This is a genomic window from Kiritimatiella glycovorans (assembly GCF_001017655.1).
In the GTDB taxonomy this organism is placed as follows: Bacteria; Verrucomicrobiota; Kiritimatiellia; order Kiritimatiellales; family Kiritimatiellaceae; genus Kiritimatiella; species Kiritimatiella glycovorans.
The window spans coordinates 2,068,942-2,083,547 of record NZ_CP010904.1 but is presented as its reverse complement, the minus strand read 5'-3'; the positions used below and the strand labels follow the sequence as shown (position 1 = coordinate 2,083,547).

At 64.3% G+C, this 14,606-nt stretch carries 12 protein-coding genes; 6 read left to right on the top strand and 6 right to left on the bottom strand.

Translation table 11 applies throughout. The features are described 5' to 3' along the window. The first annotated feature begins 3 nt into the window (after positions 1 to 3). Both L21SP4_RS08805 and L21SP4_RS08800 read left to right on the top strand, forming a co-directional pair. The gene (locus tag L21SP4_RS08805; protein ID WP_052882304.1) at positions 4 to 747 is read left to right on the top strand and encodes a class I SAM-dependent methyltransferase; all 744 of its coding nucleotides are present in this window, start codon (positions 4 to 6) and stop codon (positions 745 to 747) included. 55 nt (positions 748 to 802) lie between these two features. Next, on the top strand, positions 803 to 1,984 hold the full coding sequence (locus L21SP4_RS08800; RefSeq protein WP_052882303.1) for a glycosyltransferase family 4 protein: 1,182 nt from the start codon (positions 803 to 805) through the stop codon (positions 1,982 to 1,984). Positions 1,985 to 1,996: 12 nt separating this feature from the next. On the opposite strand, the gene L21SP4_RS08795 is transcribed toward L21SP4_RS08800, so the two are convergent. Then, positions 1,997 to 2,827, bottom strand: coding sequence for a glycosyltransferase family 2 protein (locus L21SP4_RS08795; protein ID WP_052882302.1), 831 nt, complete (start codon positions 2,825 to 2,827; stop codon positions 1,997 to 1,999). 158 nt (positions 2,828 to 2,985) lie between these two features. Between L21SP4_RS08795 and L21SP4_RS08790 the strand changes: the two genes are divergently transcribed. Beyond that, positions 2,986 to 5,250 (top strand): glycoside hydrolase family 172 protein, encoded by a 2,265-nt coding sequence (locus L21SP4_RS08790; RefSeq protein ID WP_082116655.1) that lies wholly within the window; start codon positions 2,986 to 2,988, stop codon positions 5,248 to 5,250. A gap of 144 nt (positions 5,251 to 5,394) precedes the next feature. Here the strand turns inward: L21SP4_RS08790 and L21SP4_RS08785 are convergent, their stop codons facing one another. Continuing rightward, positions 5,395 to 7,377: an ArnT family glycosyltransferase gene (locus L21SP4_RS08785; protein WP_052882300.1), complete on the bottom strand. Its 1,983-nt coding sequence runs from the start codon at positions 7,375 to 7,377 to the stop codon at positions 5,395 to 5,397. Positions 7,378 to 7,480: 103 nt separating this feature from the next. On the opposite strand from L21SP4_RS08785, the gene L21SP4_RS08780 reads away from it, so the two are divergent. After that, positions 7,481 to 8,419, top strand: a complete 939-nt coding sequence (locus L21SP4_RS08780; RefSeq protein WP_074041437.1) for a glycosyltransferase family 2 protein — start codon at positions 7,481 to 7,483, stop codon at positions 8,417 to 8,419. A gap of 12 nt (positions 8,420 to 8,431) precedes the next feature. Next, entirely contained in the window at positions 8,432 to 9,247 is an 816-nt protein-coding gene (locus L21SP4_RS08775) for a sulfotransferase family protein (protein WP_052882298.1), read from the top strand. 144 nt (positions 9,248 to 9,391) lie between these two features. Here L21SP4_RS08775 and recO read toward each other — a convergent pair whose 3' ends face one another. From recO to L21SP4_RS08760, 3 genes are read right to left on the bottom strand one after another with little or no spacing between them, the layout of a single operon-like run. After that, positions 9,392 to 10,168, bottom strand: a complete 777-nt coding sequence (gene recO, locus L21SP4_RS08770; protein ID WP_052882297.1) for a DNA repair protein RecO — start codon at positions 10,166 to 10,168, stop codon at positions 9,392 to 9,394. A gap of 43 nt (positions 10,169 to 10,211) precedes the next feature. Then, positions 10,212 to 11,594, bottom strand: coding sequence for a magnesium transporter (mgtE, locus tag L21SP4_RS08765; RefSeq protein ID WP_052882296.1), 1,383 nt, complete (start codon positions 11,592 to 11,594; stop codon positions 10,212 to 10,214). After that, the gene (locus L21SP4_RS08760) at positions 11,591 to 12,304 is read right to left on the bottom strand and encodes a DUF502 domain-containing protein (RefSeq protein ID WP_052882295.1); all 714 of its coding nucleotides are present in this window, start codon (positions 12,302 to 12,304) and stop codon (positions 11,591 to 11,593) included. The genes mgtE and L21SP4_RS08760 overlap by 4 nt, the downstream gene beginning before the upstream one ends. Before the next feature lie 141 nt (positions 12,305 to 12,445). Here L21SP4_RS08760 and L21SP4_RS08755 point away from each other — a divergent pair, with 141 nt between their 5' ends. Next, the gene (locus tag L21SP4_RS08755) at positions 12,446 to 13,903 is read left to right on the top strand and encodes a WecB/TagA/CpsF family glycosyltransferase (RefSeq protein ID WP_082116653.1); all 1,458 of its coding nucleotides are present in this window, start codon (positions 12,446 to 12,448) and stop codon (positions 13,901 to 13,903) included. Here the strand turns inward: L21SP4_RS08755 and L21SP4_RS08750 are convergent. Continuing rightward, the gene (locus L21SP4_RS08750) at positions 13,893 to 14,603 is read right to left on the bottom strand and encodes a ubiquinone/menaquinone biosynthesis methyltransferase (RefSeq protein ID WP_201774615.1); all 711 of its coding nucleotides are present in this window, start codon (positions 14,601 to 14,603) and stop codon (positions 13,893 to 13,895) included. The genes L21SP4_RS08755 and L21SP4_RS08750 overlap by 11 nt on opposite strands. Positions 14,604 to 14,606 lie beyond the last annotated feature (3 nt).

The window sequence follows — 14,606 nt, the reverse complement described above, 5'->3', positions numbered from 1 at the left end:
TTCATGGATGCAGATTTCTACAGACAAAAGTTCTGCGACGAATCGGAGTATGCGAAGGGCACCTACAGGCTGGATGCCCTCTTCCGCGGCCGCGCCATGCGGAACTGGCTCCGCGTGCGGGGGGACAGCCCGATCCGGATCATGGATGCCGGCTGCGGTCGCGGGGTTTTCCTGCGTGACCTGGTTGCGGAATTGGAACGCAGAGAGCTGGCGGTCGAGACGGTCTGCGGGACGGATGTGGTCCCCGTCGACGCGGATTTCGCGTACCGGGGAAAACCCTTCACCTTCCACGTATGTGATTTGAATAAAGACCCCGTTCCGGCACCCGATCGGAGCTTTGACCTCGTTTTCTGCAATCACGTCATCGAGCACGTTTTTCATACCGAACACCTGGTGCGCGAGCTTTATCGAATCGCCGCGGACGAAGCGCTCGTCGTGATCAGCACCCCCAATCTGACCTCCTGGCTGAACCGGATCATGATGCTGTGCGGAGGCCAGCCCCTCGGGCCCGAGGTCGGCGACGAATCGATCACGTACGGTCTTCGTCCGGGTTTTCTGAAGAAGAAGGTGGCGCCGTTCGTTCCGGCCGGCCATATCCGCGCGTTTTCCCCGCCGGCACTGAAGGATCTCTGCGAGTCGGCGGGATTCAGCGTACGCGGCTGGTGGAACCAGGGGCGGGGTCCGGCGGAATTCAAGGGGGCGCGAACATTCGGCATTCTGCTGGGCCGGGCAGGGGCGAAACCCTGATGCCTCAAGGCCGTTCAGCGATGATGATACGTGCTGAGGTCCAAGGGGGTCATGTATGAGGTTGATCCACTTTGATCTGGCCTATACCTCAGGCATGTCCGGCGGCGATCGATGCACGCTGGAGACCGTGCGCTATCTGGCGGGACAGGGGGTCGATAACGAGGTCCTGCTGCCCGGCAGCGCCGTGCCCAATTATGCCTCCCTCGGTCTGGATTGTCATCCGCATTGCAGACTGCACCCCGTGCCTTCCTGTGGCGGAGCCGAGGGCGCCGTCGATATCATGCAGGCGTACATGCGTCGGGTCCGCCACGCCCTTCGGCTGATCGAGCGCCTCGAACGGAAACCCGATACGGTACTGCTCTGCCATAACGAATTTTTTCCCAATCGCACGCCGTTTTTTCGTCTGGCCGACCGATGGCCGGAGGCGGCGCTGATCGCCTGGGTTCATATGCTCGCCCCCGACCTGTGGCGGGGATACAACGGGCAGTACACGGGGTCTGTCCACCTGCCGGACCCGAGGCTGATTCGCTACAGGCTCGAACAATGGCGATATCGCAGCCGCATCCCGAAGCGGGCCACCCTTCTTACCAACAATCCCCTCTACGAGCGACAGCTCCGGCAGTGGTTCCCGGCACAGCGGATACATGTGGTCTCGCGCTACAGCGGGGCGGATGTACCCGAGTTCAATGTGAATAAGAAGTACGACGCGGCCTGGTGCGGACGCTTCCACGCCCAGAAGGGACTGGAGGATCTGGTGAACGTGTGCGCGAGGATCGGACGACAGCGCCCCGGTTTTCGAGCCGTGATTATCGGTTCGGGAGACCGCACCCTGGAACGCCGGTTCAAGCAGCAGATCAAACGCGAAAAGGCGGACGCGCACATCGACTGGAAGGGGTTTCTGGACGGCGATGAGAAATGGCGCGTACTCCAGAGTGCCCGGCTTTTCCTGATGCCCAGCCGGTTTGAAAGCTTCGGCCAAGTGAATCTCGAGGCCATGAAGTGCGGCCTGCCGGTCGTGGCCTACGACCTCCCCGTATACGCGGTCTTCGAAAAGGGGATGGAAACGGTTCCGGTCGATGATCCCGAGGCCCTGGCCCGGTGCGCGGCAGAGCTTTTGGACAATCCCGGGGCGCTGGAACAAAAGGCGGCCGAGGCTTTGGATTACGCGTCGGGGTTTTCCTGGGAGATCACCGGGAGAGAGACCCTCGATCTGGCGCGATCGCTGATCCGTGATTGAGCCCCCCGCGGTTTATCGCCCCCGAAGATGACCCATCAGCACCCCGATGCCCCCCGCGACTAATTCACAACACTTCATGAAGAGCATGGCAGTCGTCAGAAACGGAGTGCGCGCAAGCCGTTTCCGCTCGTGCCAGAAGTAGCCGCGAAACGGGTTGCCCTGCCGGCGGAAGGCCTCGGGATGCTTGCGGGCATAAGCCGGCGAAAGGCGGCCATAGCGGTACTTCTTGCCCATCTGCTCAAGGAAACGGATGCGGCCTTCATGATGACGGATCGGCGTTGCGCTGTACCCGATCGCATACTGTGCGGCGCAACGCTGGTGCAGATCGAGATCTTCCAGCCCCGTGAGTCCTTCGTCGAATCCTCCCAGCGCATCGAAGACGTCGCGCCGGTAGAAGCGCGCGGCTTCCACATAGGCGCCGGGCGGGTAACAGCTCCGCTCGAGTACCTTGCACTGCGACCAGAATCCCTCGCCGAACGATTCCTCGGGAATGACCACCGCGCCGACCGCCGCATCCTCCATCTGTGCCAGGCATTCCCGAACCATCGTTTCCGGGCAGATCATGTCAGCGTCGAGGAAACAGACGAATCCGGCGTCCGACACCGCGGCGCCGTGATTGCGCTGCGCGCTGCGCTCAGGCCCCCGGTCCTCCACGCGTACCCCAAGCCCGCGCGCGATCTCCGCCGTGCGGTCGGTCGACGCGTTGTCGACCAGGATGACTTGCTTGTTCACGTAATCCTGCGCGAGCAGGCTCCGCAGGCAGTCGCCGATATCCGCCTCTTCGTTCCGTGCGGAGACGATCAGGGCCACGCGCGGTTGTTCTGAAAGCTCATTCTCCGCCATCAAGATCTCCTCAAGACAGGATTGGATAGCCACAAAGAGGCACAAGAGTCACAGAAAAGACTTCTATGTTTTTTATGGCGGGAATCATGTATACGTCAACGGGCTTGATTACATTCTATGGATCTTACTGGATCCTGTCCGGTTGAAAGGCGGTTATTATGTCGAAGGATCTTCGATCTTCCATGCTCAAAACGGCTCTTTTTTCGTTTGTGATCGCCGGCCTGTTTCTGTCCGCCGGTTGTGGATCGCAGGAACCTCAGCACCGGCCCTATGCCGAAGTGGTTCACGAGGTGCTTTCGAGCGCCGCAATCGATGCTCCGGCACAGCCTTGCACGACACTCGAATCCTCCGTCGATCCCACCGGCGGAAACGACGACTTCAATCACTTCGCCGGACCGGCTCCGGACGGATGGAAGCTGGTCGCCGATCTCGAGGGGCCGGGCGTGGTGACGCGTTTCTGGATGACCGGGATCCAGCCCGATCAGGAGATCCGCTTTCTGTTCGGAAGGGAGCGCAGGCCGCGCATCGTCCTCACGCGCCGCAAGGCCCTGGAAGGAGAGTTCCCGTTCACCGCCCCGCTCGCGAACTGGGAGCAGAGCTGCCTCTATTCCTACGTTCCCATCCCGTACCGCCAACGCCTGCGGATCATGGTTCGTGATCGCGGCTACTCCGGCAGAGGATTCCCGCGCCTGTTCTACCAGATCAATCATCAGTCGCTCGACGAGGCGCCCGATTACCCGAAAGAACTCTCCGCCGAAGACGAGTCGGCGCTGCGCGAGGTCCTGGAACGCTGGAAAAAAGGACCGGCGGTTTCAAAAGAGCAGGAGCAGGTCGCGGCGGAGGTGGCCCCGGACCGACCGCTCGTCCTCCATCTCGATGCCGGGCCGACGAAGATCGATGAATTGGTGGTCGAGCCGGATCTCTCCGGATTTGAGTCGGCCACGGCCGCTGAAGCGGCGCTGTCGTCGCTTGAACTCCGCATGACCTGGGACGGTGCGTCTTCGCCTTCCGTCCACGTGCCGCTGGCTGCGTTTTTCGGCAGCGGGTGGCGACGGGTGCGCTACGAGTCTCACTGGCTGGGCATGGAAGCGGATCGTTTCATCTGCCGGTTCCCGATGACTTACCGTTCATCGGCGGAGATCGAGGTGATCAACAGAAGCGGGCCGGTTGTGCCGGTGCAACTGGCCTGCCGCCGCACGGTGCCGGACGACGGTGAAACTGCGCGGGCATACTTCCACGCGGTCTACCGCCGCTCCACGCCGGAAGATCTCGGGACGCCGCATACCGTGCTCGACGCGAAGGGCCGCGGACGTTATGCGGGGACCATGCTCTACGTCGACAGCCGCAAGGACAGCTGGTGGATCCTCGAGGGCGATGAGACCATCACCCTCGACGGCGCCGCCCGCCCGCAGTGGCGGGGCACGGGACTGGAGGATTACTTCAACGGCGGATGGTATTACAAATATGCGGCGGCCCGTCCGATGCACGGACTGCTTATGCGCGAGCCGTTCCGGACCGTCCAGTATCGCTTCCACGGGCCGGACCCGGTGACCTTCGACGAGTCGATCCGGGTGCAGTTCGAGCGCGGCCCCGGTCATGACAGCCCCGGCACGATGGAGAGCGTGGCGTATTATTACCTCGACGCGCCCGCCCCGGTTCCCCCGCCGTCCGGGCCGGACGCGCGCCCGGTGCCCCCCGGCCGTTACGCCGAACAGACGCTGATGACTTCGCTGATCAACCACGAATGGCTGGGGGATTTCGAGGGCGCGCATGATTACCTGCGCGCGTTCATGGAGCGTCATCCGGACTTCGAGGCCATGGAGATGCTGGAATTGCGCGAACTCGCCTACCGGATCCGCCGCGACGGTCTCGCGGCGCACGCCGACGAATTGAAGGCCGTAATTGCGAGCGGGGAGGGTGCGGTCCGCGAACAGGCCCGGCAGCTCAAGTGGTTTCATGCGGATGAGCGTCGCGCCCTGCTGGGCGTGTACGCCAACGCGCTGACGAAGGTGTTTCTCGACGGCGAGCAGGCGGCGCGGATCGATCATCCGGCCGTCTTTCATGCCTGGCCGGTCGAACTCGATGCCGGGGGCCATGCGCTGGCCGTCGAATCCGAACGGACCCGGCGGATGCCCTGGGTGCAGCTCTGTCTAAGGACGCACGCCGGCAATGTGACGACGCAGGCGGGCTGGAAGTATGCCGATGACGTCGAATCGGGGTGGACGGAACGCGGATACGACGATTCCGGATGGGACGTCTATGCGCACCGCGGCGTCAAAGGGCCTCCCGAACTGCCGTTCATCACGATCGCGCCGAACCCGTGGGTCGGCATGCAGGCCGGGGCGGTGGGAATACGCGTACCCGCCTGGAAGCCGGACGGGAAAAAGGTTTATCTCCGGCACAGGTTTGAGATTTCTCCCTGACAGGGGGCAAAGACGACGGGGCGTGAGGGTAGGGATTCTGCTGGACAGCAGAAGGCCGTCCGCAAAAGAGCTTAGCCTGTCCGCCGAAGGCATAAAGAGCCGAAGGCGGAGAGATCACGCCCTACCCGGGAGACGCAGGCCTCTTCACTCAAACGAGATCGACCGGATCAGCAGCGGGCGCGTGTCGCCCGTTGCCGGCGAGGCATCGGTCAGCGTGACGCGGTTCGTGCCCGGCGCGAATTCGATCGCTTCGGTCACCCATTTTCCGAGCGCCCGGTTTTCGAAGGTAAATTCCGCGCCATCGGAAAGAGTGATCGTCTTCATCCCGCCCAGCGGGACGGCTTCGATGGAGAGATTTACGCGCCGCGGCTGATCTCCGCCATTGAGAACCCGGAGCGTGGCGCGCGAACCCAGTATCGCCCAGTCGCGCAAATCGCGTGTTTTGACGTACGACCAGCCCTCGCCGTAGAGCGGCAGCAGGGAAGTCTCTTGCGCTGCGGCCCGGTGAGCCAGATCTTCCGCTTTGTTGTAGTGGATGCGGGTGATCATGCCCTCCGTGCCCTCGCCGTAGAAGTCGGGCCGCGGCGCGACGCCCCATCGCCGGAGAGTCAGGGCTTCGCGGTTGGTGAAGACGACGGTATGGGCGAAGAACTCCCGCGGGTTCCAGGTCGATTCGCCGGGGTGCTGCATCTTTGCGTGGTCCAGGTAGTCGACGTACATTGCCGACGGGAAACGGTCCATCATTTCGCGCAGCCGCTCCCGTCGGAACGCCTGGACTTTGCGGCGCTGTTCCGGGTCAGACATCCTGCCCTGTGGTGAAAGGAACGTCAGATACGCCTTTTCCGGTACGGCGGCGCTCATCTGGATCGCGGTCAACTGGTCGGCGACCACCAGCGGGGTCTGTTCACGGGCGTTTGATTCGAACCATCGCTCCACGTATCGGAACATTTTGGTTTTGCCCGGGAGGTTTACGTTGGCGCGGACGGGTACGAGCCACAGCGCGACGCAGACTGCGGCGAGTGCGACGGCCACGATGCGGCCGTCTGTTTTACGGCTCGCGGTCAACCATGACCCCCATCCCGCGATCCCGATGGCCGTCAGCACTGCAACGGGCGCGAAAAGCGGGGCACAATAGGTGTGTTTCAGCGGATATCCTTTTCCGAGCACGGTAAAAACGCTCAGCAGGGCGACGGCCTGAAACGCGCTCAGCAGGAGCAGACGGCGCGTGTGAGGGCGTACCTGTTCGCTTCCCCGCCACACCGTCCACACAACGCCGGACACGGGTACGAGCAGCCACAGCAGGGCGAACCACTGCGTCCCGAACGTCATCACCGGTACGATCCCGGCCACGGACGCGAGCCACTCCACAAAGCGTGCTTCGTGACCGGGCGGATGGAGGCGGGAGGCGGTAAAGAGGCGGTAGATCCAGGGGGAGAGCACCACCGCTACGAGCAGCGGGGTGAGAACCAGCGGTTTGGACCACTGGAGAAGCAGATCGCGGTCGGCGCGGTGGGTTTTGAACGCGGACCAGGCCAGCATCAGCCACTGGACCCCGAACACCGGCCAGACGGACATGTGGGTATGCGCGGCCAGAAGGCTCGCGGCCCACCACAGCCCGAAGGCTCTCCAGTCGGGGGGTTCGGTGCGAAGGGCCCTTGTCCACACCGGCCAGAACGCCCACAGCGCGAGGGCCGAGGTCAGCACGACCCCGGCGTAGTAATACGCTTCCCGCGAGAGGTAGACGTGATAGGGCGCGAAGGCGCAGAACAGGGCCGCGAGCAACGCCGTGATCCGGCCCCAGCGCGGGCGCACGAAATAATAGAGCACGGCGACCGCCCCGATGCCGATCAGGGCGAACGGCAGCCGGACCGTGAAATGGTTGACGGGGAGCTGGAAGACCTTCAGAAACGCAAGCATGAACGATTCCGTGAACGGGACCTGGTTGTGCCAGGGATAGTCCCTCCAGATCTCGAACACGCCGGTGCCGGCCGCGGCGTTGCGGTAATAGTTGATCGTGTCGCCCTTGAAGGCGCAGCGGCCCAGCCGGAACAGGCGCACGAATGCCGCCGCCAGAAGGACCAGGGCAAAAAAGGCATGGTCCGTGTACTTTAGGGTCTTGTGCTTCATCGCGCCGTCAGACTGAGGTTTCCGGGGATGGGCGACAAGTCTTTATCGGCGAGGATCATGGTTGGCATTCCCGTGCCGCCACCGTATAAAGTGGGCCCGTATCATGGCTGATCAAAACAAAACCGTAGCGTTGGTGGTTCCGTTCCTGAACGAGCGCGAAAATCTGCGCACACTCTACGAGCGTACGATCCGCGTATTCGAATCGGAGCCCGAAGAAGTCCGATTCATATTCGTGGACGACGGAAGCACCGACGACGGCCCGGATGTACTGCTCGAACTGAGGGAAAAAGATCCACGCGTCGGGCTGCTCCGGCTCTCGCGCAACTTCGGCCACCAGGTGGCGATCACTGCGGGCATGGACCACGCCGACGCCGATGCGGTCGTCATTATCGACGCCGATCTGCAGGATCCCCCCGAGGTGATTCCGGATCTTCTGCGCCGCTGGCGGGAGGGATGCGAGGTGGTGTACGCCGTCCGGCGCAGGCGGGCGGGAGAGTCCTGGCTGAAAAGGACGCTCGCCGCCGGTTTTTACAAGCTGTTCCGACGACTGGCGCGCGTGGATGTTCCGCTCAACGCCGGGGATTTCCGGCTGCTGGACCGCCGCGCGGTCGAGTCGCTGCGCGGCGTTCGCGAGCAGCACCGGTTCATGCGCGGGCTCACCTGCTGGATCGGCTTTACCCAGGGATCGGTCGAATACGACCGCGAGGCGCGCCACGACGGCGAGACCAAGTACCCCGTCTGGAAGTCGCTGCATTTGGCGTTCGACGCCATCACCTCTTTCTCCTCCGCTCCGCTGCGTCTCATCTCGTGGCTGGGCATCATCACCTGCATCCTCGGCGTCCTCTGGCTGCTGCGGATCGTGATTATCAAGTGGGTCGATCCGGCGGCGATGGTGCCGGGCTGGACGTCCCTGATGGCGGCCGTGCTGCTGCTGGGCGGAGCACAGCTTTTCGCCATCGGTATGCTGGGCCAGTACGTCAGTCGGATTTACGAGGAAGTGAAGAAGCGGCCTCTCTACCTGCTGAGCAGAAAAGAACTCTGAACGGAACGGCCTATGCGCATCGTCACCGGCATGCACCGGAGCGGGACCTCGTTCATCACCCACCTGATTCAGGCGCTGGGAGCGGACTGTGGAGACCCCGACCTGCTGCTCGAACGTGATCGGTGGAACGAGCAGGGGTACTTCGAAAACCTTGAAGTGCTGCGGCTCAATAACGAGATGATTCTCGGTCATCTCCCCACCTCTATGTACTTTCGCGTGCTCAGAAGCGGTCTTCCCGAACGGCTCGAGAACGGGCTGAGAAGTGCGCTGAATATCCCCGCCTTCCTCAAGCCCGACCCCGCCACCATCGAGAAGCGCGGACCACGGCTGGAACGTGAGCTGCGGCGGACCGCCGGCCAATACGCTGGGAAATATATCAAAGAAGTCCGGTTCACCCTGACCCTGGGGGTCTGGCGGCAGTACGCCGACATAGAGCGCCTGCTGCTCTGTTTCCGCCACCCCGCCGAGGTCGCCCGCTCTCTTCAGCGTCGGCAGCATATTCCCCGCCGATTCGGGCTGTGGCTGTGGCGCCTGCACCACGAGCGCTTTTTCGCCGCCGCGGAAGGCATCCCGCTCGTTGCCGTCCGCTATGAACGGTTCATGGACCCGGACACGCGCATGGACGAAATGAAGCGCCTGTTCGCTTTTCTGGAGGAGCCGTGGGATGAAGAGCGTGCCGTGGAGGCCACCGGAAAAGTGCTGCGGGGCGATCTCCGGCATCACGTCTGTGATGAAGAGGCGGTGCCGGAAAAAGTACGCGATCTGTGGGTCCGGCTGGAAGATATCCACCGAACCCACGAGGTGCTGCGCCCCCTGGCGGAGTCCTGATGTTCAGGGACCATCCACTGTTTCCTGCGGCGGGCTTGACCGGGGTCCGTGTTCTGAAACGGAATGTACTCCATAATAGTAACGCTAAAATGGAATGCACTCCGGAATGGTAAAGCTCAAAGCAAGGCCGGAGCGGGGAGCTTGTCAGGTGAGGGTCTCGCCCGCGGTCAGGGCGAAGTACGCGGCTTTGCGCGGCGCGGCGGGGAGTTCGAGGTGGTATTCGAGGAAGGCGCCGAGCAGGGCGCCGATCGTCTCCCGCTGGCGGGGGCGCGTTCGGGTGCGCGCCGCCTGCCCGGGCTGCGCAGCCCGGGCCCAGGCGCGCATGAGCGCCAGTACATCCGGGGCCACAGGCTGCGCGGAGTCCCCGCCGCGGCGGCAGGCGGTGTGAAGGACGCCGCCGCGGGCGACGTCGAAGCCAAGCTCATCCCCGTCCGCGATCGGGCTGCCGCAGGCGGCGCAGCACTCCAGCCGCGGGGCGCGCCCCTCCCGGATGCAGCACTGCAGCTCAAACCAGAGCAGGAATTCCGCGGCGCGCTCCGTCACGAACCGGGCGTGATCGAGCGCCCGCTCAAGAAAAGCGAACAGCTCGGCCGACGGAGCGTCGTCCGGCGTGAGGCGGTCGGCGACGGCCGTCACGTAGGAGGCGCACACCCCGCCGCGCCAGTTCGTTCTCAGCTCGGGGCGACGCTCCGTCATCGTGCATTCCCGCGCGATGTGCAGCCCCTCCTTGCGGCGCTCGTAGTAGAGCAGCTCGCTGGTCGCGAAATAGTCGTACTGCCCCAGGAACCCCCCGCGCGGACGCAGCGCTCCCTTGATCAGCGTGCCCAGCCGGCCCCGCTCCGGAGTCAGCCAGCGCACCACCCGCGACGTGTTGCTGTACGGCGTGATCCGTAACGGGATGGCGGGGGTTTTGAGGATCATGGGTAAGCGGCGGGTTATAGTTTGCGGGTTGCGGGGTAGGAGGTCATCCGTGCATCGCCAGCATCAGCAGCGTGACCAGATAGTAGATGATCAGCGCGATCACGTCGTTGGAGGCCGTCACAAAGGGACCCGATGCCACCGCCGGGTCGGCCTTGCTGCGGTCGAGCAGTATAGGGGCGAGCGCGCCGAACACCGCCGCGAACGACATGGCCGCGAACAGCGCAATGCCCACGGTAAACGACAGGTAGAAGGTCGAAAACGCCATCGCATCCGTCACGGTGCGGTCGATCATCAGTTTCGCCCACAGGCCGATGATCAGTCCGCAGCAGATTCCCATCAGGGCGCCGGCGATGATTTCGCGCGACAGCAGCTTGAGGATTTTCTGGTTGCGCACCGTGCCCACCGCGAGGCCGCGGATGATCAGTGTCGACGACTGGATGCCGGTGTTGCCGCCCATGGCCATGATGATCGGCACGAAGAAACTCAGCGAGAGCACCTCGGCGGTTGTAATCTGCGCGATAAAGTGTTTGAGAATGACGCTGCTCAGGAACCCCGTTGCCAGCGTGATCAGCAGCCAGGGCAGTCGTGCCCGGCAGGCGCGCAGCGGCGAATCGTATTCCAGCTCGGATTCGTTCGATCCCGCGAACTTGAACAGATCCTCCGACGCCTCCTCCTGGATGACGTCCAGCAGGTCGTCCATCGTGATGCGTCCCACCAGCCGGTTTTCTTCGTCGAGTACCGGCAGCGAACTCAGGTCGTACTTCGCCGCCACCCGCGCCGCCTCTTCCTGGTCCGTGCTCACATGCACCGGGATCGCGTCGTGTTCGACCAGATCGACCACGCGCTTGTTGCGGTTCGAGGGCTTCAGCAGGTCCCACAGCTCCACCCAGCCCACGAGCCGGTCTTCCCTGTCGACCACGTAGGCGTAGTAAAACGGCTCGTCCAGCTCGAGCGAGGCGATGTATTCGACCGCCTCGCCGGCGGTGATGGTGTTGCGCACGGCCACGAAGTCCGTGGTCATGATCCCGCCCGCGGTGTCCTCCTCATACTGGAGCAGCTCGCGGACGTCGCCGGATTCCTCCTCCTCCATCAGCTCGAGGATCTCCTGGCTGCGTTCCTCCACTTCCCCCAGGATGTCGGCGGCGTCGTCGGGGGCCATGTCTTCGACGAAGTCGGAGATCTCTTCCGAACTCAGCGACCGCAGCACGTTCTCCTCCGCCGCGCCTTCGAGTTCCACGAGCACGTCCGGCTTCAATTCGTCGTCGATCTGCTCGAAAATGGGTCCCTGCGCTTCCGGCGGGGCATCGGCGATGATTTCGGCCAGGTCGGCGGGGTGGAGGTCCTGCAGGAAACGCGGAACCTGCTCCCACAGGTCGCCGCGGGCACAGAACGAGATCTGCTGCTTGAGACGGTTCAGATCGGTCATGACGTGCCCCCGTCCTTTTTGAGGCCCCTGGCATGGGCCCAGGTGTCCAGCAGGTCGATCAGGGTGGCCCCCTTCTGCTCCGCTTCGTCGCCCGGAAAGACCGCGCCGCCGGAAATCACCAGCTTCATCGCTTCGGATACGGTGATATCCAGTTCGACCAGCTCCGAGCGCGGGGCGACGATCAGCACGCCGGAGGTGGGGTTGGGGGTGGTGGGTACGAACAGCGTGACCAGTTCATCCCCGGGCAGTTCGGCCTGAGCGCGCCGGCGGAAAGAGGCGGGCACGTTGGCGGTGACGAAGGCCATCGAGTAGATGCCGCGGCGCGGGTATTCCATCAATACCGCCGAGCGGAAGAGCGTCTGGCGCTGCGTAAAAAGCGCGGCGGTGAGGTCGCGTGTGGACACATAGATTTTATTGATCAGGGGCAGGCGGCTCACGGCCCGGTCGGCGAACCGGTAAAATCGCCTGCCCGCGACATTGCGGAAGAAGAATCCGAGCAGGAACAGGCAGAGCATGCCCAGCCCTATCGCCGCGAGCACGAGCAGCGGCTGCATGACGGGATGGCGCATGGCCTCGGGCAGCAGCGTGCTCAGCGGGCCGTGTACGATGTTGTACAAAAACCGGATCAGGAACAGAGTGACCGCCAGCGGAGTGACGAGCAGGAGCCCGATCAGGATGTTTTTTCGGATGGAGGCCCAGACGGTATTCATGGCGGCACCCTTCTTCGCGGGACAACGGTACGAGGCTTCTGTGCGCCGACGATAACGTTTTCGCGCTAAAATGAAAACCTGCATTATGGTTCCTCCGTTTCCCTGTTGCCGCGGTTTCGGGGGCGGTGTAGGCTCGAACCCATGAAATCGAATGACGCAGTGTCGACCCGCGTACCCCTGGTCCTGTTCGGCGTCCCGTTCGATAATGTGAATTTCGAGGAGGCCGTGGGGTGGGTGGCGGAGCGGATCCGCTCGGGAAGGCCCGCCTGCGTGACGACCCCCAACCTGGATTTCCTCAGCCAGGCGTGGCGCGATCCGGAGCTGCAGCGTATTCTCATCGAGTCCGATCTCGTGATCGCCGACGGGTGGCCGATCGTGGCCGCGTCCTCCCGTTTCGGCCCCCGGCTCAAGGAACGGGTGACCGGCAGCGACCTCACGCCCCGGCTCGCGGAACGTGCCGCGCGCGAAGGATGGCGCGTCTACCTGTTGGGCGGCAGAGAAGGGGTCCCCGAGCGCGCGGCGGCGGCGCTGAAAGCGCGTTACCCGAAACTCAAGGTCGTCGGCACCTTCTCCCCGCCCTACGCCCCGCTGCACGAGATGAACCATGAGGACCTGCGCCGGCGTCTGCGCGAGGCTGCCCCCGATCTGCTGCTGGTCGCCTTCGGCGCGCCCAAACAGGAGAAGTGGATCAATATGCATTTCCGCGATTGGGATGTCCCGGTCGCGATCGGGGTGGGGGGGACCTTCGACTTTCTGGCCGGAACCCAGCGCCGCGCACCCCGGGCGTTTCAAAAGCTGAGAATGGAGTGGTTGTGGCGCATGCTCAGCGATCCCAAACGCCTGGCGGGCCGTTACGCCCGCAATGCCGCCTTTCTCCTCGGCGCCTCGCACCGGATCGCGAAGGCGCGGCGCACCCCCGATGCGGAGGTGCCGCCCGCGGAATCGAAGCTGCCATGGGACCGCGTGGGCGCGGTCTTTCGCATGATGCCTTCGCTGGCCCGGGAAAGGAATGCCGCGGCGTGGGTGGCCGAAACGGTAAAGGAGATTACGCCCGCCAGACCTTCGGTCGTGATCGATCTCGGCGAACGCCCCTGGCTCTCGAGCCTGGAGCTGGGGGCGATGATCGAGGTGCGCAAAGGCTGCCGGGAGGCGGGCGGCGAGTTTGTCGCCGTGCGGCCCCGTCCGAAAGTGCACCGCGTGCTCTCCACCTGCCGGCTCGACCACTACATGGAGGTGCTCGCCGATGCCGCCACCGCCTGTTCCCTGCTCGAAAAGCGTGCCGCCTGGAAGACGGGCGCCGGAGTCGAGGTCGAGTCGGGCCGGATGCGCGTGCGGCTGCCGCGGGAACTCACCGCCGTGGAGGTCCCCGGACTGCGAAGCCGCTGCGAGGCGATGTGGGAGCAGTGGCGCCCGCTGGAGTCCTGCGAGATCGATGCGTCCGGCCTCGACTTCCTGGATTCAGCGGCCGTCGGCATGCTGGCGGGCCTGAAGAAACGCGCCGACGTCGACGGTGTGGCCTGGTCGTGTCACGGGTTCGGCGAAAAGCCTCTCCGCATCCTGCGCGTGGCCCGCGTGGAGAAGATCCTCGTCACGGGGTGACCCGCTCGCCGGTGAATACCGTTACCGCGCCGAAGGTCAGCGGATTCACACGTACGTTTCCGAATCCCGCCGCTTCCATGGTGCCGCGGAAGCGGTGCGCGTCAAACGCCGCCACGGACCGGTCGAGATAGCGGTAGGCCCGTGCATCGCCGGCGAGTATCCTCCCCGCCAGTGGAACCGCGCTGTGGCAGTACAGGGCGTGCAGCCCGCGGAAAACCGGCGCCCGGGGACGGGTGAGTTCGAGCACGACGAGTCTCGCCTGCGGGCGGAGGACCCGCCGGAGTTCCCTTAGCGCGCGTGGCCGGTCCTCAAAATTGCGCACTCCGAACGCACAGGTGGCGGCGTCGAATACCGCGTCGTCGAAAGGCAGTCCCTCCGCCGCCGCGACCTGAAAGGATATCGACGACAGGCCGGCGTCCGCCGCCTTCCGCCGCGCGCGGTCGAGCATCTCCGGCGAGGGATCCACGGCGTCCACCCGTCCTCCCGGACGCGCCCGCAGATCGGCTATCGCCTGATCCCCCGTACCGGCGGCGAGGTCGAGCACGCGCGGACAACGTTCCGGCAGCGCCGCGGCCGCCCTGCGCCGCCAGACCCTGTCGAGGCCGAGCGAGAGCAGCCCGTTCAGCAGGTCGTACCGCGGGGCGATGCGGCTGAACATGGCCGCACCGCCGGGGCGGGGCGGATGGGGAGCGGACGGCATGTC

Bases quoted from the DNA above. Each gene is read 5' to 3' on its own strand.
- L21SP4_RS08785 (WP_052882300.1), bottom strand. From the start codon at position 7,377: ATGAAGCACAAGACCCTAAAGTACACGGACCATGCCTTTTTTGCCCTG.
- L21SP4_RS08750 (WP_201774615.1), bottom strand. From the start codon at position 14,603: ATGCCGTCCGCTCCCCATCCGCCCCGCCCCGGCGGTGCGGCCATGTTC.
- L21SP4_RS08775 (WP_052882298.1), top strand. From the start codon at position 8,432: ATGCGCATCGTCACCGGCATGCACCGGAGCGGGACCTCGTTCATCACC.
- recO (WP_052882297.1), bottom strand. From the start codon at position 10,168: ATGATCCTCAAAACCCCCGCCATCCCGTTACGGATCACGCCGTACAGC.
- L21SP4_RS08780 (WP_074041437.1), top strand. From the start codon at position 7,481: ATGGCTGATCAAAACAAAACCGTAGCGTTGGTGGTTCCGTTCCTGAAC.
- L21SP4_RS08805 (WP_052882304.1), top strand. From the start codon at position 4: ATGGATGCAGATTTCTACAGACAAAAGTTCTGCGACGAATCGGAGTAT.
- L21SP4_RS08755 (WP_082116653.1), top strand. From the start codon at position 12,446: ATGAAATCGAATGACGCAGTGTCGACCCGCGTACCCCTGGTCCTGTTC.
- L21SP4_RS08795 (WP_052882302.1), bottom strand. From the start codon at position 2,827: ATGGCGGAGAATGAGCTTTCAGAACAACCGCGCGTGGCCCTGATCGTC.
- L21SP4_RS08760 (WP_052882295.1), bottom strand. From the start codon at position 12,304: ATGAATACCGTCTGGGCCTCCATCCGAAAAAACATCCTGATCGGGCTC.
- L21SP4_RS08790 (WP_082116655.1), top strand. From the start codon at position 2,986: ATGTCGAAGGATCTTCGATCTTCCATGCTCAAAACGGCTCTTTTTTCG.
- mgtE (WP_052882296.1), bottom strand. From the start codon at position 11,594: ATGACCGATCTGAACCGTCTCAAGCAGCAGATCTCGTTCTGTGCCCGC.
- L21SP4_RS08800 (WP_052882303.1), top strand. From the start codon at position 803: ATGAGGTTGATCCACTTTGATCTGGCCTATACCTCAGGCATGTCCGGC.